The organism is Streptomyces sp. 2A115 (assembly GCF_052245575.1).
GTDB lineage: Bacteria > Actinomycetota > Actinomycetes > Streptomycetales > Streptomycetaceae > Streptomyces.
In genome coordinates this window covers 14687-39975 of record NZ_JBQQCG010000079.1, presented here as the reverse complement: position 1 = coordinate 39975, position 25289 = coordinate 14687, and the positions used below count along the sequence as shown (strand labels likewise).

At 70.3% G+C, this 25289-nt stretch carries 21 protein-coding genes and 3 pseudogenes; 12 read left to right on the top strand and 12 right to left on the bottom strand.

The features are described 5' to 3' along the window. The first annotated feature begins 84 nt into the window (after positions 1-84). On the top strand, positions 85-1893 hold the full coding sequence (locus ACTWQR_RS43615; protein ID WP_443232836.1) for an APC family permease: 1809 nt from the start codon (positions 85-87) through the stop codon (positions 1891-1893). On the opposite strand, the gene ACTWQR_RS43610 is transcribed toward ACTWQR_RS43615, so the two are convergent. The 3 genes from ACTWQR_RS43610 to ACTWQR_RS43600 are packed head-to-tail and all read right to left on the bottom strand — an operon-like array spanning position 1877 to position 5000. Further along, positions 1877-3559 (bottom strand): hypothetical protein, encoded by a 1683-nt coding sequence (locus tag ACTWQR_RS43610; RefSeq protein ID WP_443232835.1) that lies wholly within the window; start codon positions 3557-3559, stop codon positions 1877-1879. The two genes, ACTWQR_RS43615 and ACTWQR_RS43610, sit on opposite strands and share 17 nt — an antisense overlap. After that, positions 3556-4584, bottom strand: a complete 1029-nt coding sequence (locus tag ACTWQR_RS43605; protein WP_443232834.1) for a hypothetical protein — start codon at positions 4582-4584, stop codon at positions 3556-3558. The genes ACTWQR_RS43610 and ACTWQR_RS43605 overlap by 4 nt, the downstream gene beginning before the upstream one ends. 5 nt (positions 4585-4589) lie before the next feature. Beyond that, on the bottom strand, positions 4590-5000 hold the full coding sequence (locus ACTWQR_RS43600) for a hypothetical protein (RefSeq protein ID WP_443232833.1): 411 nt from the start codon (positions 4998-5000) through the stop codon (positions 4590-4592). 421 nt (positions 5001-5421) lie between these two features. Between ACTWQR_RS43600 and ACTWQR_RS43595 the strand changes: the two are divergent. Further along, a pseudogene (locus ACTWQR_RS43595) lies at positions 5422-5550 on the top strand (MerR family DNA-binding transcriptional regulator); the annotation flags it as partial. Between the two features lie 88 nt (positions 5551-5638). Here ACTWQR_RS43595 and ACTWQR_RS43590 read toward each other — a convergent pair. The 5 genes and pseudogenes from ACTWQR_RS43590 to ACTWQR_RS43570 form a co-directional block, all read right to left on the bottom strand. After that, positions 5639-6406 (bottom strand): glucose 1-dehydrogenase, encoded by a 768-nt coding sequence (locus tag ACTWQR_RS43590; RefSeq protein WP_443232832.1) that lies wholly within the window; start codon positions 6404-6406, stop codon positions 5639-5641. A 97-nt stretch (positions 6407-6503) separates the two neighbouring features. Then, positions 6504-6857 (bottom strand): MFS transporter, encoded by a 354-nt coding sequence (locus tag ACTWQR_RS43585; protein WP_443232831.1) that lies wholly within the window; start codon positions 6855-6857, stop codon positions 6504-6506. 63 nt (positions 6858-6920) lie between these two features. After that, complete coding sequence (locus ACTWQR_RS43580; RefSeq protein WP_443232849.1) at positions 6921-7268, bottom strand: cyclophilin-like fold protein; 348 nt, start codon at positions 7266-7268, stop codon at positions 6921-6923. 204 nt (positions 7269-7472) lie between these two features. Continuing rightward, a pseudogene (locus tag ACTWQR_RS43575) lies at positions 7473-8132 on the bottom strand (SDR family NAD(P)-dependent oxidoreductase); the annotation flags it as partial. An 84-nt stretch (positions 8133-8216) separates the two neighbouring features. Next, complete coding sequence (locus tag ACTWQR_RS43570; protein ID WP_443232830.1) at positions 8217-9233, bottom strand: zinc-dependent alcohol dehydrogenase family protein; 1017 nt, start codon at positions 9231-9233, stop codon at positions 8217-8219. Between the two features lie 170 nt (positions 9234-9403). Here ACTWQR_RS43570 and ACTWQR_RS43565 point away from each other — a divergent pair, with 170 nt between their 5' ends. Continuing rightward, positions 9404-10285: a helix-turn-helix domain-containing protein gene (locus tag ACTWQR_RS43565; protein WP_443232829.1), complete on the top strand. Its 882-nt coding sequence runs from the start codon at positions 9404-9406 to the stop codon at positions 10283-10285. Positions 10286-10447: 162 nt separating this feature from the next. On the opposite strand, the gene ACTWQR_RS43560 is transcribed toward ACTWQR_RS43565, so the two are convergent. After that, complete coding sequence (locus ACTWQR_RS43560; protein ID WP_443232828.1) at positions 10448-10825, bottom strand: winged helix-turn-helix transcriptional regulator; 378 nt, start codon at positions 10823-10825, stop codon at positions 10448-10450. Between ACTWQR_RS43560 and ACTWQR_RS43555 the strand changes: the two genes are divergently transcribed. The 7 genes from ACTWQR_RS43555 (at position 10824) to ACTWQR_RS43525 (ending at position 18181) form a co-directional block, all read left to right on the top strand. After that, positions 10824-10946, top strand: coding sequence for a hypothetical protein (locus ACTWQR_RS43555; protein ID WP_443232827.1), 123 nt, complete (start codon positions 10824-10826; stop codon positions 10944-10946). The genes ACTWQR_RS43560 and ACTWQR_RS43555 overlap by 2 nt on opposite strands. Beyond that, the gene (locus tag ACTWQR_RS43550) at positions 10943-11371 is read left to right on the top strand and encodes an alpha/beta hydrolase (protein ID WP_443232826.1); all 429 of its coding nucleotides are present in this window, start codon (positions 10943-10945) and stop codon (positions 11369-11371) included. Before ACTWQR_RS43555 ends, ACTWQR_RS43550 begins: the two co-directional genes overlap by 4 nt. Positions 11372-11755: 384 nt before the next feature. After that, positions 11756-12565, top strand: coding sequence for an N-acyl homoserine lactonase family protein (locus ACTWQR_RS43545; protein ID WP_443232825.1), 810 nt, complete (start codon positions 11756-11758; stop codon positions 12563-12565). Further along, positions 12562-13845: a hydroxyacid-oxoacid transhydrogenase gene (locus tag ACTWQR_RS43540; protein ID WP_443232824.1), complete on the top strand. Its 1284-nt coding sequence runs from the start codon at positions 12562-12564 to the stop codon at positions 13843-13845. Before ACTWQR_RS43545 ends, ACTWQR_RS43540 begins: the two co-directional genes overlap by 4 nt. Positions 13846-13852: 7 nt before the next feature. Next, the gene (locus ACTWQR_RS43535; protein ID WP_443232823.1) at positions 13853-14350 is read left to right on the top strand and encodes an FmdB family zinc ribbon protein; all 498 of its coding nucleotides are present in this window, start codon (positions 13853-13855) and stop codon (positions 14348-14350) included. A gap of 157 nt (positions 14351-14507) precedes the next feature. Next, entirely contained in the window at positions 14508-17348 is a 2841-nt protein-coding gene (locus tag ACTWQR_RS43530) for an FAD-binding and (Fe-S)-binding domain-containing protein (RefSeq protein WP_443232822.1), read from the top strand. A 110-nt stretch (positions 17349-17458) separates the two neighbouring features. Then, the gene (locus tag ACTWQR_RS43525; RefSeq protein WP_443232821.1) at positions 17459-18181 is read left to right on the top strand and encodes a GntR family transcriptional regulator; all 723 of its coding nucleotides are present in this window, start codon (positions 17459-17461) and stop codon (positions 18179-18181) included. 671 nt (positions 18182-18852) lie between these two features. Here the strand turns inward: ACTWQR_RS43525 and ACTWQR_RS43520 are convergent. From ACTWQR_RS43520 to ACTWQR_RS43510, 3 genes and pseudogenes are all read right to left on the bottom strand, one after another. Then, positions 18853-19056, bottom strand: a pseudogene (locus ACTWQR_RS43520) (alkene reductase); the annotation flags it as partial. A gap of 5 nt (positions 19057-19061) precedes the next feature. Continuing rightward, positions 19062-20390 (bottom strand): class I SAM-dependent RNA methyltransferase, encoded by a 1329-nt coding sequence (locus tag ACTWQR_RS43515; protein ID WP_443232820.1) that lies wholly within the window; start codon positions 20388-20390, stop codon positions 19062-19064. A gap of 91 nt (positions 20391-20481) precedes the next feature. Continuing rightward, complete coding sequence (locus ACTWQR_RS43510; protein ID WP_443232819.1) at positions 20482-22533, bottom strand: APC family permease; 2052 nt, start codon at positions 22531-22533, stop codon at positions 20482-20484. 671 nt (positions 22534-23204) lie between these two features. Here ACTWQR_RS43510 and ACTWQR_RS43505 point away from each other — a divergent pair. Together ACTWQR_RS43505 and ACTWQR_RS43500 are read left to right on the top strand one after the other, a co-directional pair. Continuing rightward, complete coding sequence (locus ACTWQR_RS43505; RefSeq protein ID WP_443232818.1) at positions 23205-23546, top strand: ArsR/SmtB family transcription factor; 342 nt, start codon at positions 23205-23207, stop codon at positions 23544-23546. Then, positions 23543-25285 (top strand): SulP family inorganic anion transporter, encoded by a 1743-nt coding sequence (locus ACTWQR_RS43500; protein ID WP_443232817.1) that lies wholly within the window; start codon positions 23543-23545, stop codon positions 25283-25285. Before ACTWQR_RS43505 ends, ACTWQR_RS43500 begins: the two co-directional genes overlap by 4 nt. Positions 25286-25289 lie beyond the last annotated feature (4 nt).

The following is a 25289-nucleotide window of genomic DNA, read 5'->3' as shown; positions in this document are numbered from 1 at the left end:
CCGGATCACCGGCGCGTCCCCTGTTTCCCTCGTCCCCGCGCGGATAGCGTTCTTCCACCGGAACTCCGGTGACAGGGGGAGAAGTTGGGGTGGCTGGGCAGCCGGGGCGGGGCACGGGCGGGCTCGCTGGAGGACGCGGACGAGCGGCGTCGGCTGTCCACCTTGGATCTCGTGGGCCTCGCGGCCGGCGGTGTCGTGGGCTCCGGGTGGTTGCTGGCCGCCGCTCAGGTCTACTGGGAGGCCGACGAGAACGCCATATGGGCGTGGGTCATCGGCGGTGCGCTGATGCTGCTGATCGCCGCCGTCATGGTCGAACTGGGAATCGCCGCCCCCAAGACGGGCGGGCTGATCTTCCTCCCGCTGCAAGCCGCCGGGCCGCTCCTGGCCACGGTCGCTGCCGCCGGACTGTGGATCGCCTACGCGGCGAACCCGGCGAGCGAGGCGGCGGCCATGGTCCGCGGGCTGGCGTATTGGTTTCCCTCGCTGATGGCGAACGGGGACGACCTGGAACAGGCCAAGGAACTCACGGCCTCGACCCTGGCACAGCCCTACGACCTCTCCGGCACAGGCTGGCTGTGCGCTGTCGCGTTCATGACGCTGATCATGGCGCTCAACCTGCTGCCGCCGCGTCGGCTGATCAGGCTGAACGTCTACGTCACCGTGGTGAAGGTCCTGATCCCGATACTGATCGTCGTCCTCCTCGGGTTCGACTGGTTCGACAAGTTCGGCGAGATCGAGAACTGCACGAGAGAGGACGCCAAGTACTTCAGGGGGGACGCGGAGCGCCCGAGCGATCGCCTGCCGCTGCATCTGGTACTGGGCGGCGCCGTCATCTACGCGTACATCGGTTTCCAGGCCCCGCTCGACTCCGCCGGCAACGTCAAACGGCGCGGCATCGGGGAGGCGGCTCGGCTGCGGTGGGCGGTGTACGGCACCCTCGTCGGCGCGTTCCTGCTGTACACGGCCCTGCAGTGGGTGTTCGGCAAGCACTGCGGCGGGCTCAACACGAACATTCTCGAATCACCGTACGCCCAGTTCGCCACGGGACTTGGAATGCTGTGGCTGGCCTGGTTGATCTTCATGAACGCGGTGCTGTCCCCCATGGGCGCCGGCATCGTCTTCACCCATGCGCTGACCCGTGAGGTCGCCGCGCTGAGCCGCGCTCACCTCACCCACCGGGGACTGCAGACGGCACGCCGGGCCTCGTTCCGCTTCCGGGGTGCCGAGATCGACGCGTACTGGATGATCCTCCTGGTCAACTTCGTCATCGGCCTGACGATGCTCGCCGTGGTGCAGGGCAACTGGGGAAAACTGGTAGCCCTCAACAGCGTGCTGACGTTGGTGGTGTACGCCATGCCTGGTGTCGTCCTGGTGGCACTGAAACGGCCGACGTTCGGGAGAACGCGCCACATGGTGCATCTGGCTCTCTCCTACACCGCGTTCGTCGCGATCGCCGTGGTGATCCACGAGGCGGGATGGGACGACGTGTGGCAGGCCATGGCCGCCGTGGGAATCGGCTCGGCCCTGCTGCTCGGCCTGCCGCGGCTCGCGCGCCTCGACCTGCCTTTCGTGGGGCGCCTGTTGCGGCGCTACGACGCCCGGGACCACATCTCCCGCTTCGCCGCCACACCCCGCGACCCCGCGGTACGGCCCGTGCTGCTGTTCCTCGCGCACCTGTCGGTGCTCGTGCTGTGCACAAGACTGCGGGATGCCCTGGCGAAGCACTACGACAACGTGGACCTGGTGACGCTGCCGATCGTCGCCCTGTCCGCAGCCGTCGTATTCCCCCTGCTCGTCCAGGCCTGCCGCCTCTACATGGAGGCCGTAACCCCCACCCTCCCCACCCCCCGTCAAGAGCCGGAGGCGAAGCCGCCCGTCAGCGCAGGGACTTGATGACCCAGTCGGCCGCCTCGCACTGCCCGGCCGCCCGTAGCTCGGCCACCGCGTCGTCGCGGTGCCCCACGTCCGACCACCGGCCCACGGTGGCCCTCAGCAGCAGCTCCGCGTCCGGCAGCCGCAAGTCCAGCACCCGGCCGACGACCTCGACGACATCGGCCGGAGACACCAACTGCTCGTTCTCCAGGAAGCGTTCGAGCAGAGTCCAGGACACCTGGTGCAGCTCGGCCCGGTCCAGACGTCCCGCGACATCGGCGACCAGCGCGGCGTCGACCCTCAACTCATGGGATGGATCGGAGAGTTCACGGGAGGCGGCGCGTACGGCGACGAAGTGCTTGGCGTCGTGCAGCGCGCCCAGGCAGCCCACGAACCGGTCCCGGTCCGCGTCGGGACGCATGACGGCCATGGCCAGTCGGCGTCCCACCGTGTGCGCGGCCCGGGTCCGGTCACGGCTGCGTTCGACGCGGCCCAGCAGATCCACCAGGTCGGCACCGGAGCGTCCCTCGATCCGTACGGCGGCGGCGTAGCGCAGCAGCCGGGAGCACTCGGGGTCGGCGTCCGCCTCGCGCAGCCAACCGTCCAGCTGCATCAGCTCCTCCAGGGGGCGGGGAGCGACGCCGGGGTCGGCGGCGCCCGCCACGATGTCGGTCAGCAGTTCCCGGGTGGTGCGGGTCAGGGCCGGCTCCTTGTGCCAGGACGCCACGAGCACGGCCAGCTCCTGGACGTTCTTGTGCCCGGCCGCGTATTTCCGCACCAGCGCGCACTTGGCGGGGGACGCCTCGACCTTCGCCAGCAGCGCGCAGAGCTTCACCACGTGACGGGGCAGCGCGGTGCGGCCGATGTGCTCGGCGAGGGCGTCGTGGCCGGCGCCACGCCGGGCGATCAGCCTCGCCACCAGTTGCCGAGTCCCCTCCACCTCGGTCGCGTCCGAGGCGTTCAGCCTCTCCTCGACCCAACACTCCAGTACCCGCCCGGCCGGGCTGAGGTGCTGGAACGCGCCCGCCAGGTCGGCGATCTCCTCGCCCTCCTCGCCCGCCCCGGCGGCACCCGGCGTGCTGTCGGCGATCGCCCGCAAGGTCAGCCCGAGCAGCCGGTCGGCCTCACGGTGGCAGCCCTCGTCGCGGAGCGCGGTGTGCAGCAGCGCCTTGTCGAGGTTGGTGCGACCGGAGCCGGAACCCGCGAACACCTTCACGGTGCGCTTCGCGAGCGCCGACTGCCGCTCCTCGAGAACTCGCACGAACACCGCCACGTCGAACGCCGTGCGCTGGCAGGCCACGTCGTGCACGATGCTCGCGGTGATCGGGGCACGCTCACTGCGGGACTCCGCCTCCTGCTGCATCACGGCCAGCTCGGCGGCCTCCCCGACGGGCCGTGACAGGGCCGCCGTCGCCATCAGCATGACCGCGTCCCGCCGGTCGAAGTGGTGTGCGAGTTCGACCAGTTCGTCGACCGGGCGGCGCAGAGCGAAGGCGTGCAGGGCACGCATGGCCATGGCCTCGCGGTGCTCCTCCCGCATTCTGCGCAGGATCTGTACGAACTGCCGGACCTGAGTCCGGGTCACCCAGGCGTACGCCTCGTTGAGCGACTCGGCCAGGTCCAGCTGGAACAAGTGCTCCGTGCGGCGGGCGGCTTTGGCGCCGTCGGCGCTGTTGGTGCCGGTCATCCGCCGCCCAGCATCGCGGGTTCGATCTCACCCCAGTACCTGACGAAGTCGACCGGGTCGGGCAGCAGTTCGCCGGCTCTCCGGTCGACGCGGCGGGCCAGGTCGCGGCTCTGCTCGTCCCCAGCCTTCAACCGCACCACCACGCGGCCCGCGAGGCCCGGGCGGCGCATCAGATCGGGCAGGCTGCGCTCTCCGTTGAGGAGGAGTTCGCGGACCCACGCGTCGACCGTGTCCAGTGCGCGCGTCCGGGGGCGGCGGCCCTTCGCGTGGTTGGTGAACAGCTGAGCCGCCTCCGACGCGTCGTTCAGCAGCATCCGCGGCGTGTGGTGGACGCCGCACTCCTGCATGCCCTCGTCGATGCCGGCGCGGAGCGCGCCGAGCGTGAGGTCGTCGGGGTGGTCGGGCATGCCCTGCCCCAGTACGTTCAGCAAGTGGCCGCTGAACGGCGTGCAGTCGTCGAGAGGGTGGGGAAGGTTCGCGCAGGCGCCCGCCCACGCGTTGTGGACGTTGCCGCCGACCGCGGTGAGCACGCAGGTGCCCTGGGAGCGGGTGCCGAGCACACCGGGCAGGGCGGACTCGGGGCCGAGGTGGGGCAGCATGCTGGAGTAACAGCAGTCCGCGATCAGCACTTTGAGGCCGGCCTTGCTCTTCCTGATCGCCCGGTACACGTACCAGGCGGACAGCCATGTCCAGGGCTCGTTGATCCGGGAGGAGCCGACCGCGAAGTGGACCTGGCCGCCCGGCACGTCCTGCCAGTACGCGCCGTGCCCGACGTACACCACGAGCAGGGTGTCCTCCGGTCCCTCGGCGGCGGCGGCTGCCTCGTGGAGGGCGCGCATCACGTCGTCCGGGGTCCGCGACTGGTGGGGCTCCAACACCGGGGACCGGGCGGCGGTGCCCCATCGCGGGTCCCGGGCCAACGCGGCCCCGTACGCGCGGGCGCTCGCCTCGATCGTCGGATATCCGTGTATGCCGGAGTCGTCGTCGTACGCCCCGACCCCGACCACCAACGCCCGGGATGCCATGCCCGTCAGCTCCCGTCGGAGTCGTCGGGGCGCTGCGGGGGCTGTGGATCGTGCGGGGGCTGTGGATCGTGCGGGGGCTGTGGGTCCTGCGGAGGCTCCGGGTCCTGCGGGGGCTGTGGGGGCTGCGGAGCCTGTGGGGGCCGGACGACGACGATGGTGACGGACGGCGGGTCGAGCCTCCGGCCCCGCCAGCTGTCGATCGCCAGTTGCGTGGCGACCTGCACCGCGGCCCCGGCAGCACCGCCGAGCACGGCCTGCAGCATCGTCTCGGCGAGACTCCCGTTGAGGGTGCCGTCCCGCCCGGCCGGCTCCAGCCGCCAGGCCAGCCCCGTCGCCTGCCCGAGCTCTTCCAGGAGTTCCGCCGGGTCGTCCAGCCCGACCGGCCCCTCGATCTTCACGGAGATAGTCGCCGTCATGTCTGCCATGCCTCCCCCGCCACGGTGCGCCCTACCCATCCACTCTGCCAGGCCGAACACCGGCATCGCGAGGGCGAACTGGCGCCCGTTACAAGGTCAGTACGCTCCTGATCGCCACCCTCACGCCCCTGGTCGCCGCCTGTTCGGGGTACCTGAATTCCGCCGAGCACTGTGTTCTCACACGAATCCACCGAGCTCCCGAACGGTGCTGACTGAAAGACGATCAGGGTCACGTGCGGTGCCCGGACACGTGACGGGACGTGCTCAGGCGGCCTGTCCGCTCGGTTGGCTGTCTGGCCTCCGCTCGTCGAGGGGGAGCCAGAGGTCAGGACGATCTCTACGCCCATCGGCAGCGGTCAGCGGAGCGTCCAGGCGCTCCCACGCACTGAGGACGGCCTTGTGCGCGTCCGGTTGAAGCTGTCTCCGGATCGCCGCCAGGGCCCGCGAGCTCGTCGAGAAAGGCACCCCGATCGAGACTGTCTGCCGCATCGTCATTCTCGACGAACAGCTCGTGGAGGCGATGACGTCCCACCCCAGGCGTCGCCGGTGAACCAGCCCGCGGGGGCCTTGCTGCCGGGCTGCTGCTTGACGAATTCGACGGTGTCTCTCGGGTCTCCTTGTGCGTGGGCCGGCTGTCCCTAGCGGGCGACGTAGCCGCCGTCCACGGGGAGGGCGACGCCGATGACGAAACCCGCCCCGGGGCTGCACAGCCACAGGACCGCCTGGGCGATCTCCTCGGCGGTGCCGAGGCGGTTGACGGGCTGATTCGCCTCGGCCTCCGCCCGGTCGAGTTCTCCCTTGGCGATCATGTCGCTGACCATGGGGGTGTCGATGGTGCCGGGGCAGACGGCGTTGACGCGGATGCCGCGCGGGGCGTATTCGAGGGCGGCGCTGGTGGTCAGGCCGATGACTCCGTGTTTGGAGGCGTGGTACGAGGCGCGACCGGGGAGGCCGACGAGGCCGCCGAGGGAGGAGCAGTTGACGATGGCTCCGCTGCCCTGGGCGCGCATGTGCCGCAGCTCGTGTTTCATGCAGGCCCAGACACCGCGGAGGTTGATGGCGTTGACGCGGTCGAAGCGTTCGGCGGGTTCGTCGGCGGCGTCGCTGGGCGGGACCTGGATGCCGGCGTTGTTGTAGGCCATGTCGAGGCGGCCGAAGGTCTCCACGGTGCGATCGACCGCGGCGGCGACCTGGTCCTCGTCACTGACGTCGCAGGTGAGGGCGAGGACTTGGTGGCCGGCGTCGGTGAGTTCCTTCGCGGCCGCGTTCAAGGCCGCTTCGTCGATGTCGGTGAGGGCGACGGCGGCTCCGGCCGCGGCGAAGGCGCGGGCGGTCGCCAGGCCCATACCGGCGCCGGCCCCGGTGACGAGGGCGACCTGGCCGGTGAAGTCGTACGTGGGGTTCACGTCGTGGTCTCCATTCGAGTGCAGAGGTGTGGTGGCGCGACTGGTGTCGGAGCTGTCTGGATGGGCTACGGCGGCAGGGTGCCTTGCCGCGCCGCGGTCAGACGATCTGGCCGCCGTCGACGACCAGGGCGTGGCCGGTGGTGAAGACGCCCGTGGCGCGGGTGGCTTCGTGCGGGCCTGCGGCGGCGGTGGCGACGACGAAGCCGACGGACCAGAACGCTCCGGTGGCCACGGCCGTGACGACGCGGGCGATGAGGACGATCGTGGAGGACGTGCTGAGCGCGGCGACCAGATGTCCGAGCCAGAACACGGACAGGGCCAGGATCAGCGTCAGGCGTTGCGGAAGGCGCATTGTCGCCATGGCCATGGTCGGTGCGCCGACGATCACGCCGATGGCGAACGCGGTGATCAGCAGCCCGGCGTGGGAGGTTCCATGAGCCGAACCGGACAAAAAGGGGAGGATCTCCTCCCCCTTCTTGCGGGGCCTCCCGTGAGGGGCGAGCGGTGGGGCGGGTCAGGGCGCGGCTTGGATGGTGATCCGGTCGGCCCCGGCAAGTCGGTCGGCGTCGGCGTCGATGTGGCCGAGGATGAGCAGGTCGGCGTTGGCGGAGTCGCCGTCGCGGTAGAAGAGTGCCAAGTTGCCCCAGGGCGCGTAGTAGGTCAGGTCGCCGGCCTTCGGCGCGCGCGGCTCGGGAGCGCCCGAGGTGGTCAGCCTGCGCGGCAGGTCGGCGATCCGCTCCGTCTGGTGAAAGTCCTCCAGATCCAGGGAGAGCGGGAGCAGTTCGGCGAAGTCACCGGCAGCCGGACTGTCGTTCAAGGCGGCGTCGACGGGGCGGCCGTCGAGGGTGACCCGGATGTCCATGGCGGTGTTCCTGTCGGACGGTGTGGTGCGTGCCTCGGCCGTCGGTGTCTGCTGCCGGGCGGAGGATGCGGCGGATGTCTTGTGCGGGGAGGCCGACGAGGTGTCGCCGCAGGCCGCCGCGGCCAGCAGGACAGTGGTGGCCATGGAGGCGCGGGCGAGAGCGCGAAGGGCTGCCGAGTTCACGGGGGCGTCCTGTGGCTGGTCGGGCAGGGGCTCGGAGTAGTGGCGGAAGCCGTCCCGCTTGACGTGGATGTCGTACAGGCGCTGAGCCAGCACGTCGGGGCCGTTGTGCTCGGCGTCGGGCCGGATGGCTCCGGGGATGATCAGCTGCGCGGCGTGGATGTTCTCCGGGGCGAGCGCGTCGTGGAGCGTGCGGGCGTAGGCACTTTCGGCGGCGAAGGCGATCGAGGTGCCGGCGACCTTCGGGTTGGGTCGTACGGCGCTGGAGCCGTTGACGAACAGCAGGGTGCCGCGGCCGAGGGCGCGCATGCCGGGCAGGACGGCGTTCACGCAGGTGACGGGGCCCTTGACGGAGAAGGCGAGCGGGGCGTCCAGATCGTCCGCGCTGGTGTCCAGGACCGGCTTCATGAAGTCGGCGCGCGGCACCGGGCTGTACTGGAGGATCTCGATGGGCCCCAGGTCGGCCGCGGCCGCGTACAGGGCCGCGGTCAGGGACTCGATGTCGAGGACGTCGGCCGTGTAGCCGCGGGCCTGGAGGTCGTCACGGGCGAGGTCGGCCGTCAGGCCGTCCAGCTTCTCCGCGTCCCGGGCGATGAGGGCGATGGTGTGGCCGGCGGCTCCGAAGCGGCGGGCGGTGGCGAGCCCGAGGCCCGGGCCGGCGCCGACGAGGGCGAAGGTCGTCATGGTCGGTCCTTGTGTGAGCCGGGGTGGTTGCCGGTCCTGTGGCCGCACCGCCTGGGTGCGGCCCCGGTGTGGACGCGTTTGCGGTCAGGGCTTGAGGAGGGCCTTGACGGCGCGGCGCTCGTCCATGGCCCGGTAACCCTCGGCGACCTGGTCCAGGGGCAGGGTGAGGTCGAAGACCTTGCCCGGGTTGATCCGGCCGGACAGGACCCGGTCGATGAGGTCGGGCAGGTAGCGGCGCACGGGGGCGGGGCCGCCGCGCATGCCGACGTGGGAGAAGAACAGCTCCTGGCCGTCGATCGCCACGTCGTGCGGGACGCCGACGAAGCCGACGTTGCCGCCGGGGCGGGTGGAGTGCAGGGCCTGCCGCATGGACTCGGCGGTGCCGACGCACTCCAGCACGGAGTCGGCGCCGATGCCGCCGGTGAGGTGCTTGACACGGGCGATGCCTTCGTCGCCGCGTTCGCTGATGATGTCGGTGGCGCCGAATTCGAGGGCGAGCTTCTGGCGGGAGTCGTGGCGGCTCATGGCGATGATCCGCTCGGCGCCGAGTTCCTTCGCGGCGATGACACCGCACAGGCCGACGGCTCCGTCGCCGACCACGACGGCCGTCGAGCCGGGCTTGACCTCGGCGGCGAGGGCGGCGTACCAGCCGGTGCCCATCACGTCGGAGACGGCGAGCAGGCTCGGTACCAGTTCGGCGTCCGGGTGCTCGTCGGTGGCGACGAGGGTGCCGTGGGCGTTGGGGATGCGCACGTAGTCGGCCTGGCAGGTGCTCATGAACTCGCGGTGCAGACAGGAGGACTGCCAGCCGCCCAGGCAGTTCACGCAGGTATTGTCGGAGGTGGCGAAGGAGCCGACCACGAACTGACCCGGCCTGACGTTGGTGACCTCGCTGCCGACCTCCTCGACGATGCCGACGTACTCGTGCCCCATCGGATGGGGCACGGCCACCGGCTCCGCGCCGCGGTAGGGCCACAGGTCCGAGCCACACACGCAGGTGGCGACCGTGCGGATCACCGCGTCTGTCGGATTGATGATCTTCGGGTCGTCGAGGTTCTCGAAGCGCACGTCGCCGGGGGCGTAGATGACTGCTCCGCGCATGGGGTGTTTCCTTCGGTGCGGGGATCGGTGAGCCGCAGCCGGGCTCGGGCTCGACTGCTCGATGTCGAGCCTCACACCCGAGGGCAGACGCGAAAAGCGGAGAAATTCATCCCGGGAGGGGAACATCCTGGGAGTAAAATGTCCCCCCTTTCACGGGTGAAATCGGTGTCATGCTGGGAAGCATGACCGCCAACGTCCCCCTCAATGAGCTGGGAGAATTCCTCAAAAAGCGCCGCTCGGAGCTGAGTCCACGCACGGTCGGACTGCCCGAGAGCGACCGGCCCCGCCGGGTGGAGGGGCTGCGCCGCGAGGAGGTCGCCCAGCTGGCCAGCATCAGCACCGACTACTACACCCGGCTCGAGCAGGGCCGCATGCAGGCATCCGCACCGGTGCTGGACGTCCTCGCCCGCGTACTCCATCTCGACGACGACGAGCGGGGCTACCTCTTCCAGCTCGCGGGCAAGACCACCACCCGCACCCGGCGGCGCGGCCGGCAGACGGTCCAGCCGCAGCTGCAGCGAGTCCTGGACGACCTCACCGCCACCCCCGCCATCGTGCAGGGCAGGCGCGGGGACATCCTGGCCTGGAACGCGCTGGCCGCCGCCCTGGTCACCGACTTCTCCCGGGTCCCGGAAAAGCACCGCAACTACCCGCGACTCATCTTCACGGATCCGGCCATGCGCCCCCTGTACGCCGACTGGAACACCTCCGCCCAGATCGCCGTGGCACAACTGCGCATGGAGGCCGCGAAGTATCCGCAGGACCCGCGCCTGATCGAGCTGGTCGGTGAACTGTCCATGCGGGACAAGCAGTTCGCCCGCTGGTGGGGCGAGCACCACGTCGCCGCCCGAACCGTGGGCACGAAAACCCTCAACCATCCCGTCGTCGGCGAACTCGTCCTCGACTGGGACACCCTCACCGCCAACACCGACCCCGACCAGCACCTGACCGTCTGGACCGCCGCCCCCGGCTCCCCCACCCACGAACGCCTGCGCATCCTCGCCTCCTGGGCCGCAGACCAGGACCTGCCGGCCTCCTCCCCCGCCGGCTGACCACGACGGACCCCCGCTATGGAGCGGCCGGTGGATCGTGCCTGCGCCTGGCGATTCCGTCGACCGGCTTGCCAAGCCTCAGCAAGGCTCATCGGACCAGGTCAGGAACGCGCTTGCGTATTTCCCGTCCGGAGCCAGCCGTCCCCAAGTGGAACGGAGAGATCAGGTTGAGCGGATTTCGGCATCCTGCCTGGCGGCCGTGCTCCTGTCCTCGCGTTCCTGTGCGAAGGCGGCGCTGAGTTCACCCGTCACCTCGTTCATGGTGAAGGGCTCGCCGCACCCTTCACACACGGTGCCGCTCAGGCCCACCTCGCGCCCGCAGGTCTTGTGGAGGTGATGGACGGCAATCCCTTCCCCGGGCTCCTTGCACCACGTCTCGCCCCAGGCCCGCAGGGCGAGCAGCACCGAGGCGAAGGCCTCGCCCTTGGCGGTCAGGTGGTACTCGTAGCGGCGGGGCTCGTTGTCGATGGCCGACGGGCTGCACCTCGAACGCTCCGAGTTCCTCGCCTCCCTGCCGCAGCCGAAGGCGCAGGAACTCATGAAGGGCTACCTGCGCGACACCGCGGAGAACGGTGAGCTGCCGCTGTATCAGCCCGGCGGCTATGCCGCCGCCCTCCAGCGCGGAGACGCCGCGACAGGCAAAGAGGAAGTGACCGCATGACACACAAGGCGGCCACGAAGTTCAGCCGGCGCACCGTGCAGTTCACCTCGGGTCACTCGTACCGCTCGGCCTGGCTGTACGGGCCGGACACCGCCTCCGCCGCGCCCGTGCCGGTGGTCGTGATGGGGCACGGCCTCGGCGCCACCCGGGAGATGGGGCTGGCGCCCTACGCCGAACGATTTGCCGCCATCGGGCTGGCGGTGCTCGTATTCACTTACCGCAGTCTCGGCGACAGCGACAGCGACGGCGAACCGCGCCAGGTCTTGTCCATGACCAGACAACTGGCCGACTGGGACGCCGCCCTCGATTACGCGGCCAATCTCCCCGAAGCCGACCGGGAACGGGTCGCGGCGTGGGGCAGTTCGCTCGGCGGGGCCACGCCATCGCCGTCGCCGCCCGGCATCCAGAACTGCGTGCCGCGGTAGCCCAGTGCCCCTTCACCGACGGGCCGGCTTCGGCCGGCGCGCTCGGAATACGGGAGACCCTGGTCCTGGCGGGCGTCCTGACCCGCGACTTCCTCGCAGCGGCGCGCAGGAATGAGCCGGTCACCGTCCCGGTTGCGGCAGCGCACGGTCAACTGGGTCTGATGACCGCACCCGACGCGCTGCCGGGAATGCCGGCGTTGGTCACCGACGACTACGAGTGGGTCAACCGCGCCGCGGCCCCGCAGTTTGATCAGCGGCCCGGGAGAGACCCCGTCCGAGATCAACAGAAATCCAAGTCGGCTTGGGCACTTGACGTGTTGCATGCAACACATCACACTCAACCCATTCGTACGGATCGGACAACAAGGACAACAAGGAGGTCCGATGGCGCCGACCAAAGTGCATGTCCTGGACTGCGGGGCCATGAGTTGCGATTTGTCCTGGCTGCTGCTGAAGCCGGGCCGCACCATGCGCTCCCGCGCCGACCGCGACCGGCCGGTCGAGTGGTATCCCTGCACGACCCACGCCGTTCTCGTGGAGACACCGGAAGGCACACTGCTCTGGGACACCAGCTGCCCGCGCGACTGGGAGACCCGGTGGGAACCGACCGGGCTGCAGGAGTTCTTCCCCTACGACCAGGTGAGTGACGATCAGTACCTCGACGCCCAGTTGGGCCGGCTCGGCGTAAGCCCCGAGCGGCTGGACTACGTCGTGCTGTCACACCTTCACTTCGACCACGCCGGGAACGTGAACATGTTCGCCGGCACCGGCGCGCGGCTGGTGTGCCACTCGGAAGAACAGAAGTGGGCCTTCGGCTACGAGGGCGCCTTCAACGGGGCACACCTGAAGGCGGATTACGAGGGACTCGACTTCGAGACCGTCTCGGGCGACACCGAGATCCTTCCGGGGGTCACCCTGATCGAGGCCCCGGGGCACACACCGGGGACCATGGCGATGAAGGTGGACCTGCCGGAGACCGGTTCGATGATCTTCACGTCGGACGCCGTCTACATGGGCGACTCCTACGGCCCCCCTGCCACACCGGCGGCCATCGTCAACGACCTGTCGGCCTGGTACGGCTCGGTCGAGAAGATCCGAGGCCTGGCCGAGCAGTCGAACGCCCAGGTGGTCTTCGGCCATGACGCCGAGCAGTTGCGCTCCATGCGCCGGGCCCCGGACGGCTACTACTCATGATTCCGGACACGTCCACGGAGACGGTTTTCACCTACGGCTCGCCAGCCCTGAAGTTCGGGGCGGGAGCCAGCGACGAGATCGGGTTCGATCTGGCCCGCCTGGGGGCCAAGCGGGTCCTGATCGTCACCGATCCCCAGATCGCCGCCACCGGGCACCCTCAGCGGGTCGCCGAACAGATGGCGAAGTTCGGTGTCGAAGCCCACGTGTTCGACGGCGTACACGTCGAGCCCACGGACGCCAGCCTGCGGCAGGCCATCGACCATGCCCGAGGTTCGGGGCCCTGGGACGCGTTCGTGGCCGTCGGCGGCGGTTCCAGCATCGACACCGCCAAGGCCGTCAACCTGCTCACCACCAACACCGGTGAGCTGATGGACTACATCAACGCGCCCGTGGGCGCTGCCAAGGCGCCCGCCCAACCGCTCAAGCCGCTGGTGGCGGTGCCCACCACGACCGGTACCGGTTCGGAGAGCACCACCATCTGCGTGCTGGACGTGCTCGCACTGAAGGTGAAGACCGGCATCAGTCACGCCTGGCTGCGGCCCACGCTGGCGGTCGTCGACCCGGCGCTCACGGTCACCCAACCCCCCGAGGTCACCGCTGCGTCCGGGATGGACATCCTCTGCCACGCGCTGGAGAGCTACACCGCTCGACCGTACGACTCCTACGACCGCAAGACTCCCGAGCAGCGGGTGCCCTACTGCGGTGCCAACCCCATCTCCGACATGTGGTCCGAGCAGGCCCTCCGACTGCTGTGCCGCTCGTTCCGGTCGGCGGTGCGCGACGGCGAGAACGTGGCGGCGCGCGTGGACATGGCACTGGCCGCGACGATGGCCGGACTGGGGTTCGGCAATGCCGGAGTCCACATCCCGCACGCCAACGCCTATCCGATCGCCGGGCGGGTCAAGGAGTTCCGGCCGCCCGGCTACGCGGTGCACGAGCCGATGGTGCCCCATGGCATGTCGGTGTCGCTCACCGCACCGGAGGCGTTCAGGTTCACCTTCTCCGCCCGGCCGGAACGGCACGTGCGCGCCGCCGAGTTGCTTGACCCGACCGCCGCCAGGCCGAAGGACCTCGCCGACTTCCTGCCCGCCATGCTGACGGAGCTCATGCAGGACATCGGCATCCCGAACGGTATCGGCGGCGTCGGTTACACCACGTCGGACGTCCCCGACCTGGTCGAGGGGGCGATGAAGCAGCAGAGGCTGCTCGCCACCGCTCCCCGGCCGGTCACGGACGAGGACATCGAGCGGATCCTCGTCCGCTCGCTGGACAACTGGTGAGGCGGCCATGGCCATCTACGATCTGAAGTGTCCGTCCGGCCACCGCCACGAGGTCATCCAGTCCTTCACCGCGCCCCTGCCCGACTGCCCGGTCTGCGGAGCGCCGACGTCCAAGGTTCCCAGCGTCTTCGGTCTCGCGGGCGCCGCGAAGCTGCCGCCGTCCGCGGAGTCGATGCCACAGACCTGGCGTGGCACCTACGAAGGCGATCGGGACTACGTGACCCACCTGCGGCGCACAGCCGAGGCCCGCCGGCGTCTGGAGGACGCCCACCCGGAGCTGGCCGGCGACCGCCGGCCGATCGTGGCACACGAGGGACGTTTCGAGCAGCGACCGCTGCGGGCCGGCGACCCGGTGCCCGGCGTGGGCGCTGGAGAAACCCACGTCCACAGCCACCCCCACACCCAGACTCACGGCCACGGCCACGGCCACACGCATGGTCCCGGCCACACGCACGGTCAGCCACCCGGCCAGGGCGGCGAACCCACCCCACCCCCGAGCCTGTGACCGGTCGCGCACAGCCCGACGACCGATCTCCCCCACGTGGCCGCCAGTGCAGCGGACTCTGACAGCGGGCGCCCCGTCCTTGGCCACCCCCGCCCCTGGGACGCACTGCTTGCCCACATCAAAGGCCCCCCACGAGACATCAGGAGCCCCCTCGGACATGCACACGGTCGAGATGGATCCGAAGGAGGTGGTCGCCGCCCTGCGCGCGGCGGGCGTGACGGAGGTGGACGCCTCGACGCGCCGGAGAGCCGAATACGCGACCGACGCCTCGCTGTACCGGGTCGTACCCGCCGCCGTCGCCTTCCCGAGGGGGGCCGATGACGTGGCGGCCGCCTTGGCGGTATGCCACGATCTGGGCGTCCCCCTGACGGCACGGGGCGCCGGCACGTCGATCGCCGGCAACGCCGTGGGCAGCGGCGTGGTGCTGGACTTCTCCCGGCACCTGACCCGCATCCGCGACGTGGACGCCGGGTCCAGGACGGCTGTGGTCGAACCGGGCGTCGTACTCGACGATCTCCAGCGGGCCGCGGGCGCCCACGGACTGCGTTTCGGTCCCGACCCCTCGACGCACAGCCGCTGCACGATCGGCGGCATGATCGGCAACAACGCCTGCGGTTCACGCGCTCTGGGCTACGGCCGCACCGCCGACAACGTCGTCGAACTGGACGTGCTCACCGGTGGCGGCGAGCGACTCACCGCCGTCCGATCCGCCGACCCGCGTTCCTCCCCGACGCTGTCGGCACTGCACGAGGTGGTGCGCGCCAACCTCGCAACCATCCGTACCGAGTTCGGCCGGTTCGGCAGGCAGGTCTCCGGTTACTCCCTGGAACACCTGCTGCCGGAGCGCGGATTCGACGTGGCGCGCGCACTGGTCGGCACCGAGGGCTCGTGCGGAGTGCTGCTCGGCGCCACAGTCCGGCTGGTGCAGGTCCCGGCGCGGACCTCCCTGGTCGTCCTCGGCTACCCGGATCTGGCGTCGGCCGCCGACGCCGTCCCGCGCATCCTCACGCACTCGCCCGTCGCGGTGGAGGGGCTGGACGCCCGCATCGTGGACGTTGTACGCGCCCGGCGCGGTGACGGGGCGGTGCCACCGCTGCCCGAGGGGCGCGGCTGGCTCTTCGTCGAACTGTCCGACGACGACGAGAGCGCCCTCGCCGTGCGGCAGTCCGCCGTGGTGGCGGCGGACACGGGTGCGAGCGGTCACCGAATCATCACCGACCCGGCGCAGGCCGCCGCGCTGTGGCGGATCAGAGAGGACGGCGCCGGACTGGCCGCCCGCTCACAACGCGGCCGTGCCGCGCACGCCGGCTGGGAGGACGCCGCCGTCCCGCCGGAGCGGCTCGGTGCCTATCTCCGCGAGTTCGAGGCTCTGCTCACCGATCACGAGCTGACCGGTACACCGTATGGGCATTTCGGTGACGGCTGCGTGCACGTCCGTATCGACTTCCCCCTGACCGAGCCGCGCGGTCCGGCGGTCTTCAGAGAGTTCCTGCTCGAGGCGGCCAAGCTGGTGGCCCGGTACGGCGGTTCCCTGTCCGGCGAACACGGGGACGGGCGGGCCCGGGGCGAGTTGCTGCCGTTGATGTACTCCTCAGCGGCCCTGAGGGCGGTCAGCGCCGTCAAGGACGTGTTCGACCCGGCCGGCGTCCTGAACCCCGGGGTCATCGTGCGTCCCCGCCCGCTCGACGCCGATCTGCGGACCCCGGCGGCCCACTCGATCCGCACCGACCTGGCTTTCGGCTACCGGGAGGACGCCGGGGATTTCACCGCCGCGGTTCACCGCTGCACCGGAGTGGGCAAGTGCCGCGCCGATCCGACGGGGGACGGTGAGGTGATGTGCCCCTCCTACCGGGCCACCCGGGACGAGAAGGACTCCACGCGGGGCCGCGCGCGAGTGCTGCAGGAGATGGCGGTCGGCTCACTGGTGCCCGACTGGCGGGCGCCGGCCGTACGCGAGGCGCTGGATCTGTGCCTGGCGTGCAAGGGCTGCGCGTCGGACTGCCCGACCGGCGTCGACATGGCCATGTACAAGGCCGAGGCCCTCTACCAGGCATATCGTCATCGTCCACGACCGCCGGCGCACTACGCGCTGGGAAGCCTGCCGACCTGGTCGCGGCTCGCCTCCCTCGCGCCGGGACTGGTCAACCGTGCCATGTCCGGTCCGCTGGCCGCACCGGGCAAGCGCATGGCGGGAGTGGACCCGCGCCGCGATGTGCCGCCGTTCGCCCGCCAGACCTTCCGGCGCTGGTTCAGCGAGCACCGGCGCGAACGCGGTCGCGTCGGCGACCCGGGCGATCCGGTGCTCCTGTGGGTCGACACGTTCACCGACCACTTCACCCCGCAGGTGGGCATCGCCGCCGTACGGGTGCTGGAGCATGCCGGATTCGCGGTCCGCATTCCCCGCAAGAAGCTGTGCTGCGGCCTGACCTGGATCTCCACCGGCCGTCTGGACACGGCACGGCGGATACTGCGCCGGTCTGTGGCGGAGCTGCGTCCGCTGGTCGCGGACGGCATACCCGTGGTGGGCCTGGAACCGTCGTGCACCGCCGTCTTCCGCTCCGACGCCCTCGAACTGCTCGGTGGTGATCCCGCCGCACAGGAGGTGGCGGGTGGCGTCCGGACGCTCGCCGAGCACCTCGCCCCGCGCGCCGGGTGGGAACCACCGAACCTGGACGGCGTGCGTGTGGTCGCCCAGCCGCACTGCCACCAGCATGCCGTCATGGGCTGGGAGCACGACCGCGAGTTGCTCACAAGGGCTGGGAGCACGGTACGGAGAGTCGGGGGCTGCTGCGGACAGGCCGGGAACTTCGGCGCCGAACGCGGCCACTACGACGTCAGCGTTGCCATCGCCGAGAGCGCCCTGCTGCCGGCCGTACGCGAAGCGGGTCCCGACGCCGTGGTGTTGACCGACGGGTTCTCCTGCCGCACTCAGCTGTCCGACCTCGGAGCCCGCGAGGGTGTCCACCTGGCCGAACTTCTCGCATCCCGCCTCGAGTGATGCGGCTCGGGCTGCGCGCTCACGTCAACACCGGCCCGGGCATGTCACACGTAACATGTCAGGTGCGGCGTAGCGAGGCGCCGGGAGTACGAGCGAGCAGGAGGCCCAGGGTGCGGGAGATCGCCGGTAACGCGAATCTGAGTACGCAGATCGCCGAGGTGGTCAAGGAAGCGATAGTCACCGGAGAAATGCGGCCAGGTGAGCTGTACTCCGTCAGCCAACTCGCGGACCGGCTGAACGTCTCCCGTACCCCGGCACGCGAGGCGCTGCTGGGACTGGCCGATCTCGGCCTGGTGCGGATCGAGCGCAACCGCGGCTTCAGGGTCGTGCGGCGCGAGCCCCGCCAGATCGCCGAGGTCTTCCACCTGCGTCTGTTGCTGGAGGTGCCCGCCGCCCGACTGGCGGCCCAGCACGTCGATCCCGCCCTGATCGACGGCCTGCGGCGGGAACTGGCGGACATGGGTGCGGCGGCAGCCGACCACGACGAAGCCCGCTTCATGGCCCACGATCGAGCCTTCCACGCGCACATCCTCACCGCCGGGGGCAACTCGCTGCTCGTCACGACAGTCGCCAATCTGCGCGACACCATCGCCACGGTCGGCGCCTCCACCGTCGACCGCACCCGCTCACTCGCCGACATCGCCGCCGAGCACCTGCCCATCCTCGACGCGCTCGCCGATCGCGACCCGGCCGCGGCCGCCGAGGCGATGCGACGGCACGTGGCGCACACCGGAGAACTCCTTCTGGCCCAGGTCGCAGCCGAGAACGGCCGGCATCTGGCACCCGACGAGGCGGAACTCATCCGCGGCACACAGGACAAGGCCAAGGAGTGAGCCGCCGCCGAGGTCCCCTGCTTCCATCCGGCCGTGGGTGACCCCTTCGGGGGGCGGTGACGTCCACAGTGCGCCCTCGTGACCGCCGTGCGCCACCTGGCGCTGACGCACCATCAGGTGGCTCGGTGACCGATGATCTCCCCGCAACGATGACTGTGATGAGCTGCGCGAGCACCCCCACGACTCGTCACACCTGGACCATTGACCTGACCCTATGAGGGCTGGGGCTTCCCTTCGTGGTGCGTTCGGAGCACCCTGCTGGTGGGGAGCCGAGTCCGGGACACCGTGTCCGGGTGCGGTCGATATGCCGGCGACGTCGAGGGAACCGGGCGCGCGCAGGCCGGGTCTGGTCGGGTAGTCGTGGTAGCCCTTGCCGGTCGCCACTGTGTGATGGCGGCGTCGGTCTCCGGAATGCGGCCTGCGCCGTAGAGGTACGAGTGCCGGCCTCCCGGGAGCACCACGGTCGCCGTGTCGATTCCGGCGTCCTTGACGCGGGCGGCGAACTCCTCGTCCTCGCCGGTCAGGACCTCGTACGTTCCTCATGGCGCGGGAGCCGGAAGGCGTCACCTTTCGGGAGGTGGACCCGGTGGCGTCCGGGGATCTGGTGCGAACCGGTCGACGCCGACACCGACTACGTCCTCCTGCACCAGGACCGGTATGGCCGGGGTTTGTCAGGCGGTGTGGGTGGGGTAGTCGGTGTAGCCGGCCTCGCCGCCGCCGTAGAAGGTCTCGGGATCGGGGGTGTTGACGGGCGCGCCGGTGCGTACGCGCTCGACGAGGTCGGGGTTGGCGAGGGCCATCGTGCCGACGGTGATGATGTCGGCGATGCCGTCCTGGACGTCCTTGGCGCGGGTGGCGATGTCGGTGCCGGCCCGGCAGGTCAAAGGCCCTTCGCGACAGGCTCAAGAATCGCCACGCACTCCACGTGCGAGGTCATCGGAAACAGATCGAACGCCCGCAACGTCCGCACCCGATACCCGCCCTCACGGAAATACCCCAAGTCCCGCGCCAACGCCGCCGGATCACACGCGACATAAGCGATCTTGCGTGCCCCCAGCGAAGCCAGATGCTGGACCGTCTTCTTGCCGGCGCCCGCGCGGGGCGGGTCGAGGACGATGATGTCGACCTCGGTGATGCCGGTGCGCGGGAGGACCGCCTCGACCTTGCCCTGTTCGATGCGGACGCGGTCGAACGCGGCGAGGTTGTGCCGGGCGTCCTCCACCGAACGCTTGCCGGACTCGATGCCGAGGACCGCGCCCTTCTCGCCGATCCGGTCCGCGAGCGCGCCCGCGAACAGGCCGACTCCGCAGTACAGGTCCAGCGCCATGTCGCCCTTGCGCGGGAGCAGGCCCTGCATGACCGCCTTCATCAGCGTGTCCGCGGCCTTCGGGTGGACTTGCCAGAAGCCGCCGCTGCCGACACGGTAGGTGCGGTCGTCGGCGCGCTCGCGGACGAAGGCGCGGCCGTGGACGCGGTGGATACCGCCGTCGTGCTCTTCGACGCGCATGACGGAGACGGGCTTGTCGAGCTCGACGAGGGGCAGTCGGGCGCCCGGCTTGGGCTCGAGGATCACCATGCGGTCCTGCGAACCCGTCGCCGCGATCGCCTCGACCGACGCCATGCCGGCCCAGTCACGCTGCTCGATGCCCAGCTCGCTGACGCCCGGCGCCGCGATCATGCAGTGCTCGATCGGCTCGACCTCGTGCGAACGGTGGCGCCGCAGACCGGCGTTGCCGTCCTCGTCCACCGCGTACTGCACGCGCGTACGCCACGCGGGCACCTCACCTGGGGGCAGCTTGTCGCCCTCGGCCGGCATCACCGTGCCGTCCCAGCCGGCCTCCTCCGGGGTGAGGCCCGCGAGCCGCTTGAGCTGCTCGGCGATGACCTCGCCCTTGAGGCGGCGCTGCGCACCCGGCTTGGCGTGCTGCCAGTCGCAGCCGCCGCAGCGCCCCGGGCCCGCGTACGGACAAGGAGCCTCGACCCGGTCCTTGGACGGGTCCAGGATCTCGACCGCGTCCGCCCGCAGGAAGCGCGAGTCCTCCTCGCCCTCCGTGACCCGGGCGACGACCCGCTCGCCGGGCAGCGCGTGCCGGACGAAGAGGACCTGGCCCTCGGTCGTACGGGCGATGCAGTGGCCGCCATGGGCCACGGGGCCGATCTCGACCTCGTACTCCTCCCCCACCAGCGATTTCTTCGGTTCTTCCTGCATGGCGGGGTAACTCCAAATGCGAAAAGGGGAACGGCCGGACAACAGCCCACCAGTCTACGTGGACGCCACCCGACCGCTTACCACAAGTCCGTCAGCCCTTGCGCGGGCCGGACTCCTTCGACCGCTCCTCCGCCGGACCGCGCCGCACCGCACCCGGCGCGTTCCACTCCTGCCGCTTGCGGGCCCGCTTCCGCGCGACCTCGGAGGACTCCAGCTGGTACGGCACGGAGGTCACCATCACGCCGGGCGTGAACAGCAGCCGCCCCTTGAGCCGCAGCGCGCTCTGGTTGTGCAGCAGCTGCTCGTACCAGTGGCCGACCACGTACTCGGGGATGATCACGGAGACCGCGTCGCGCGGAGACTCCTTGCGCAGGCTCTTCACGTACTCGATGATCGGCCGCGTGATCTCGCGGTAGGGCGAGTCGAGGACCTTCAGCGGCACGTCGATGCCGCGCCGCTCCCACTCCTCGCGCAGGGCCTTCGTCTCGGCCGGGTCGACGTTGACGCTGAGCGCCTCCAGGGTGTCGGAGCGCATCAGCTTGGCGTACGCGAGGGCGCGCAGCGTCGGGCGGTGGAGCTTGGAGATCAGGACGATGGAGTGGACACGGGAGGGGCGCACGATGTCGTCGGAGGGACCCTCGGGCGCGGCGATCTCCTCGGCGACCCGGTCGTAGTGCTTACGGATCGCGGACATCGTCGCGTAGAAGATCACCATGCCGAGCAGCGCGACCCAGGCGCCGTGCGTGAACTTGGTGACGAGGACGACGACCAGCACCAGCCCCGTGAAGAAGGCGCCGAACGTGTTGATCGCCCGGGAGCGCATCATCTGGCGGCGCTTGGCCTGGTCCTTCTCGGTGGCCAGGTGACGGTTCCAGTGCCGGACCATGCCGGTCTGGCTGAGCGTGAAGGACACGAACACGCCGACGATGTAGAGCTGGATGAGGCGCGTCGAGTCGGCGCCGTAGATCCACACCAGCAGGATGGCCGCGCCGGCGAGCAGCACGATGCCGTTCGAGAAGGCGAGGCGGTCGCCGCGCGTGTGCAGCTGACGGGGCAGATAACGGTCCTGCGCGAGGATCGAGCCGAGCAGCGGGAAGCCGTTGTAGGCGGTGTTGGCTGCCAGGAAGAGGACGAGCGCGGTGGCCGCGGCGAGCACGATGAACATGAAGCTGCCGTCGCCGAACACGGCCTCGGCGACCTGTGAGATCACCGGGTTCTGGACGTAGTCGGCGCCGACCGCGACGCCGTTCTCGAGCAGGTCGTGCGCCGGGTTCTCGGCCATGCGCACCTTCGCCGTCATGGCCAGGGCGATGATGCCGCAGAACATGGTGACGGCGAGCAGGCCCATCATCGCGAGCGTCGTCGCCGCGTTCTTGGACTTGGGCTTGCGAAAGGCCGGGACGCCGTTGGAGATCGCCTCGACGCCGGTGAGCGCGGCACAGCCGGACGAGAAGGCGCGCAGCAGCAGGAAGACGAGAGCGAAGCCCGCGAGACCCTCGTGCTCGGCCCTGATCTCGAAGTCGGCGGTCGGCGCCTTCATGGTCTCGTCGAGGACCACACCGCGGAACGCACCCCACGCGATCATCAGGAAGACGCCCGCCACGAAGACGTACGTCGGGATCGCGAAGAGCTTTCCGGACTCCCTGACCCCGCGCAGGTTCATCAGCGTCAGCAGCACGATGACGGCGATCGCGCAGAGCACCTTGTTCTCGATGACGAACGGGACGGCCGAGCCGAGGTTCTCGATGCCGGACGAGATCGACACGGCGACGGTGAGGACGTAGTCGACGAGCAGCGCGCTGGCGACGGTGAGGCCGGACTTGGGTCCGAGGTTGGTGTTGGCCACCTCGTAGTCGCCGCCCCCGCTGGGGTAGGCGCGCACGTTCTGCCGGTACGAGGCCACGACGGTGAACATCAGCACCACGACCGCCACGGCGATCCAGGGGCTGAAGTGGTAGGCCGACACGCCCGCGATGGACAGGACCAGGAGCACTTCTCCGGGTGCGTACGCCACGGAGGAGAGCGGGTCGGAAGCGAAGACGGGGAGTGCGATGCGCTTCGGCAGGAGTGTCTCTCCGAGCCGGTCACTGCGCAGTGCGCGCCCGATCAAGATCCGTTTGGGCACGTCGGTCAATTTGGACACGCAGAGGATCGTAAGCGGTCGAACACGGCCACGCCCACCCTCCCCCGCCGTCGGACCGTCCCGAGCGGGAGAAGCCCCGTCCCGCCGTCTGCTCTCCGAGTGAAATCAGGGCGCCCGCGGTTGCGGATTACGCGGCTGACCAGGTCCGCATGCCTATATGAAAAAAGCCGAATCCCTACTCCCGTCCAACCTTCCTCCCCTGCCCTCGTTCACTCGTTCCTCACCCCTTCCTGGAGGTCCCATGCACGCCACCGCGGAACTCATCGGCGCCGCCGCCGGACTCGTCGGCCTCGGTATCCTGACTCTCGTCAGCGTCCGGAGCATCAGCCGCCGCTGAACGCTCAGAAGTTCTCCACGAGCCGGGTCGCCAGCCACAGCAGTATCGCCAGCGCGGCGAGCAGGCCGGTCGCCCGGACAACCCAGCGGGGAATCCTGGTCATCGCATCCGTCCTCACCTCGGGTCCTGCCCGGGTCCTTACCCCTCACGGCCGCCGCACAGCCACGCCGGCGGCTCGGCCCCACGTCTTCCTCAGGAACTTGGCCGGCGTCATGCGGTCCCCGTCGCCAAGTGATGTCGACTAGCTTAATTGCGAAATTTTGCAATTCGTTAGATGGTGTGGTGGCTGTGCCCCGGGGTGGGGTGGAGCGTCCGACGGGAAAGTCGAGGGGTTGTGTCGGTTCCGCTGTACCAGGCCAAGGCCGAGTTCTTCCGGATGCTGGGCCATCCCGTACGGATAAGGGTCCTCGAGCTGCTGCAGGACGGGCCGACGCCGGTGCGCGACCTGCTGGCCGCGATCGAGGTGGAGCCCGCCGCGCTGTCGCAGCAGCTCGCGGTGTTGCGCCGGTCGGCCATCGTGACCTCGAAGCGTGAAGGCTCGACCGTCGTCTACGCGCTGGCCGGCGGCGATGTCGCCGACCTGATGCGAGCCGCGCGGCGGATCCTGACCGAGATGCTCGCCGGACAGAACGAACTGCTCGCCCAGTTGCGGGAAGCCGAGGTCGCGCCCCAGTGAGCTCCCTCATCGACCGGGCGTGGAGCCCGGTACGTACCCTGCTGCCCGCCCGTGCCGACCTGGCGGAGCTGCGGCGCAGCCCACGCCGGGACCTGCTCGCGGGCCTGACCGTGGCGATCGTGGCGCTGCCGCTCGCGCTGGGCTTCGGTGTCTCGTCGGGGCTCGGAGCCGAGGCGGGGCTGGCGACCGCCGTCGTGGCGGGAGCGCTCGCCGCGGTGTTCGGCGGTTCCAATCTCCAGGTGTCGGGGCCGACCGGTGCGATGACGGTGGTCCTGGTGCCGATCGTCGCGCGGTACGGGCCGGGCGGTGTGCTCACCGTGGGACTGATCGCGGGGTTCATGCTGGTCGCCCTCGCGTTGCTGAGGGCCGGGAAGTACATGCAGTACGTGCCCGCGCCGGTGGTCGAGGGCTTCACGCTGGGCATCGCGTGTGTGATCGGTCTCCAACAGGTCCCCCAGGCGCTCGGCGTGCCCAAGCCCGAGGGCGACAAGGTGCTGGTGGTGACCTGGCAGGCGGTCGAGGAGTTCGCGAGGACGCCGAACTGGACCGCGGTCGCCTTCGCGGGAGCCGTGGCCGCGGTCATGCTGGTCGGGGCGCGCTGGCGGCCCACCATCCCCTTCTCCATCGTCGCCGTCGTCGCGGCGACCCTCGTCGCGCAGTTCCTCGACCTCGACGCAGCCGCCCCCATCGGGCAACTGCCCGCCGGTCTGCCCGCCCCGTCCCTGGCCTTCCTCGATCCGTCGGCGCTCGGTTCGCTGCTCGCGCCCGCCGTGGCGGTGGCGGCCCTCGCGGCCCTGGAGTCGCTGCTGTCTGCCTCGGTCGCGGACGGTATGACGGTGGGTCAGAAACACGACCCGGACAAGGAGTTGTTCGGCCAGGGTTTGGCGAACATCGCCGCGCCGCTGTTCGGCGGCGTACCGGCGACCGGTGCGATCGCGCGGACCGCGGTCAATGTCCGCACCGGCGCCAGTTCCCGGCTCGCCGCGCTCACCCACGCGGCGATCCTCGCGGCCATCGTGTTCGCGGCCGCCCCGCTGGTGTCGAAGATCCCCCTGGCGGCGCTCGCCGGGGTGCTCATCGCGACCGCGATCCGCATGGTCGAGGTCGGCTCGCTCCGCGCGATGGCGAAGGCCACCCGCTCGGACGCGCTGATCCTCGTCCTGACGGCCGTCGCCACGCTCGCCCTGGACCTGGTGTACGCGGTGATCATCGGCCTGGTCGTCGCCGGCGCGCTGGCGCTGCGCGCGGTGGCCGAGCAGGTCCGCGTGGAGCAGGTGCCGCTCGACGACGGCGACCACTCCGCCGAGGAACACGCGCTGATGGCCGAGCACATCGTCGCCTACCGCATCGACGGCCCGCTCTTCTTCGCCGCCGCCCACCGCTTCCTCCTGGAACTGAGCGAGGTCGCCGACGTACGCGTCGTCATCCTGCGCCTGTCCCGCGTCACGACCATGGACGCGACCGGCGCGCTGGTCCTCAAGGACGCGGTGGAGAAGCTGAACCGGCGCGGCATCGTCGTCATGGTGTCCGGGGTACGCCCCGGGCAGCGCCAGGTCCTCGAATCGGTCGGCGCGCTCCGGCTGGTGTGCAGCGAGGGCCGGGAGTACGCCACCACGCCCGAGGCCATCGCGGGCGCCCGTACGTACCTGGAGGGCGCCGGGGTACTGCCCGCCGTGCCCGCCCAGCAGTCGGCCCGGGTCGAGTCCGGCCGAACGGCCGCCGAGGGATCCCTCCGATGACCAC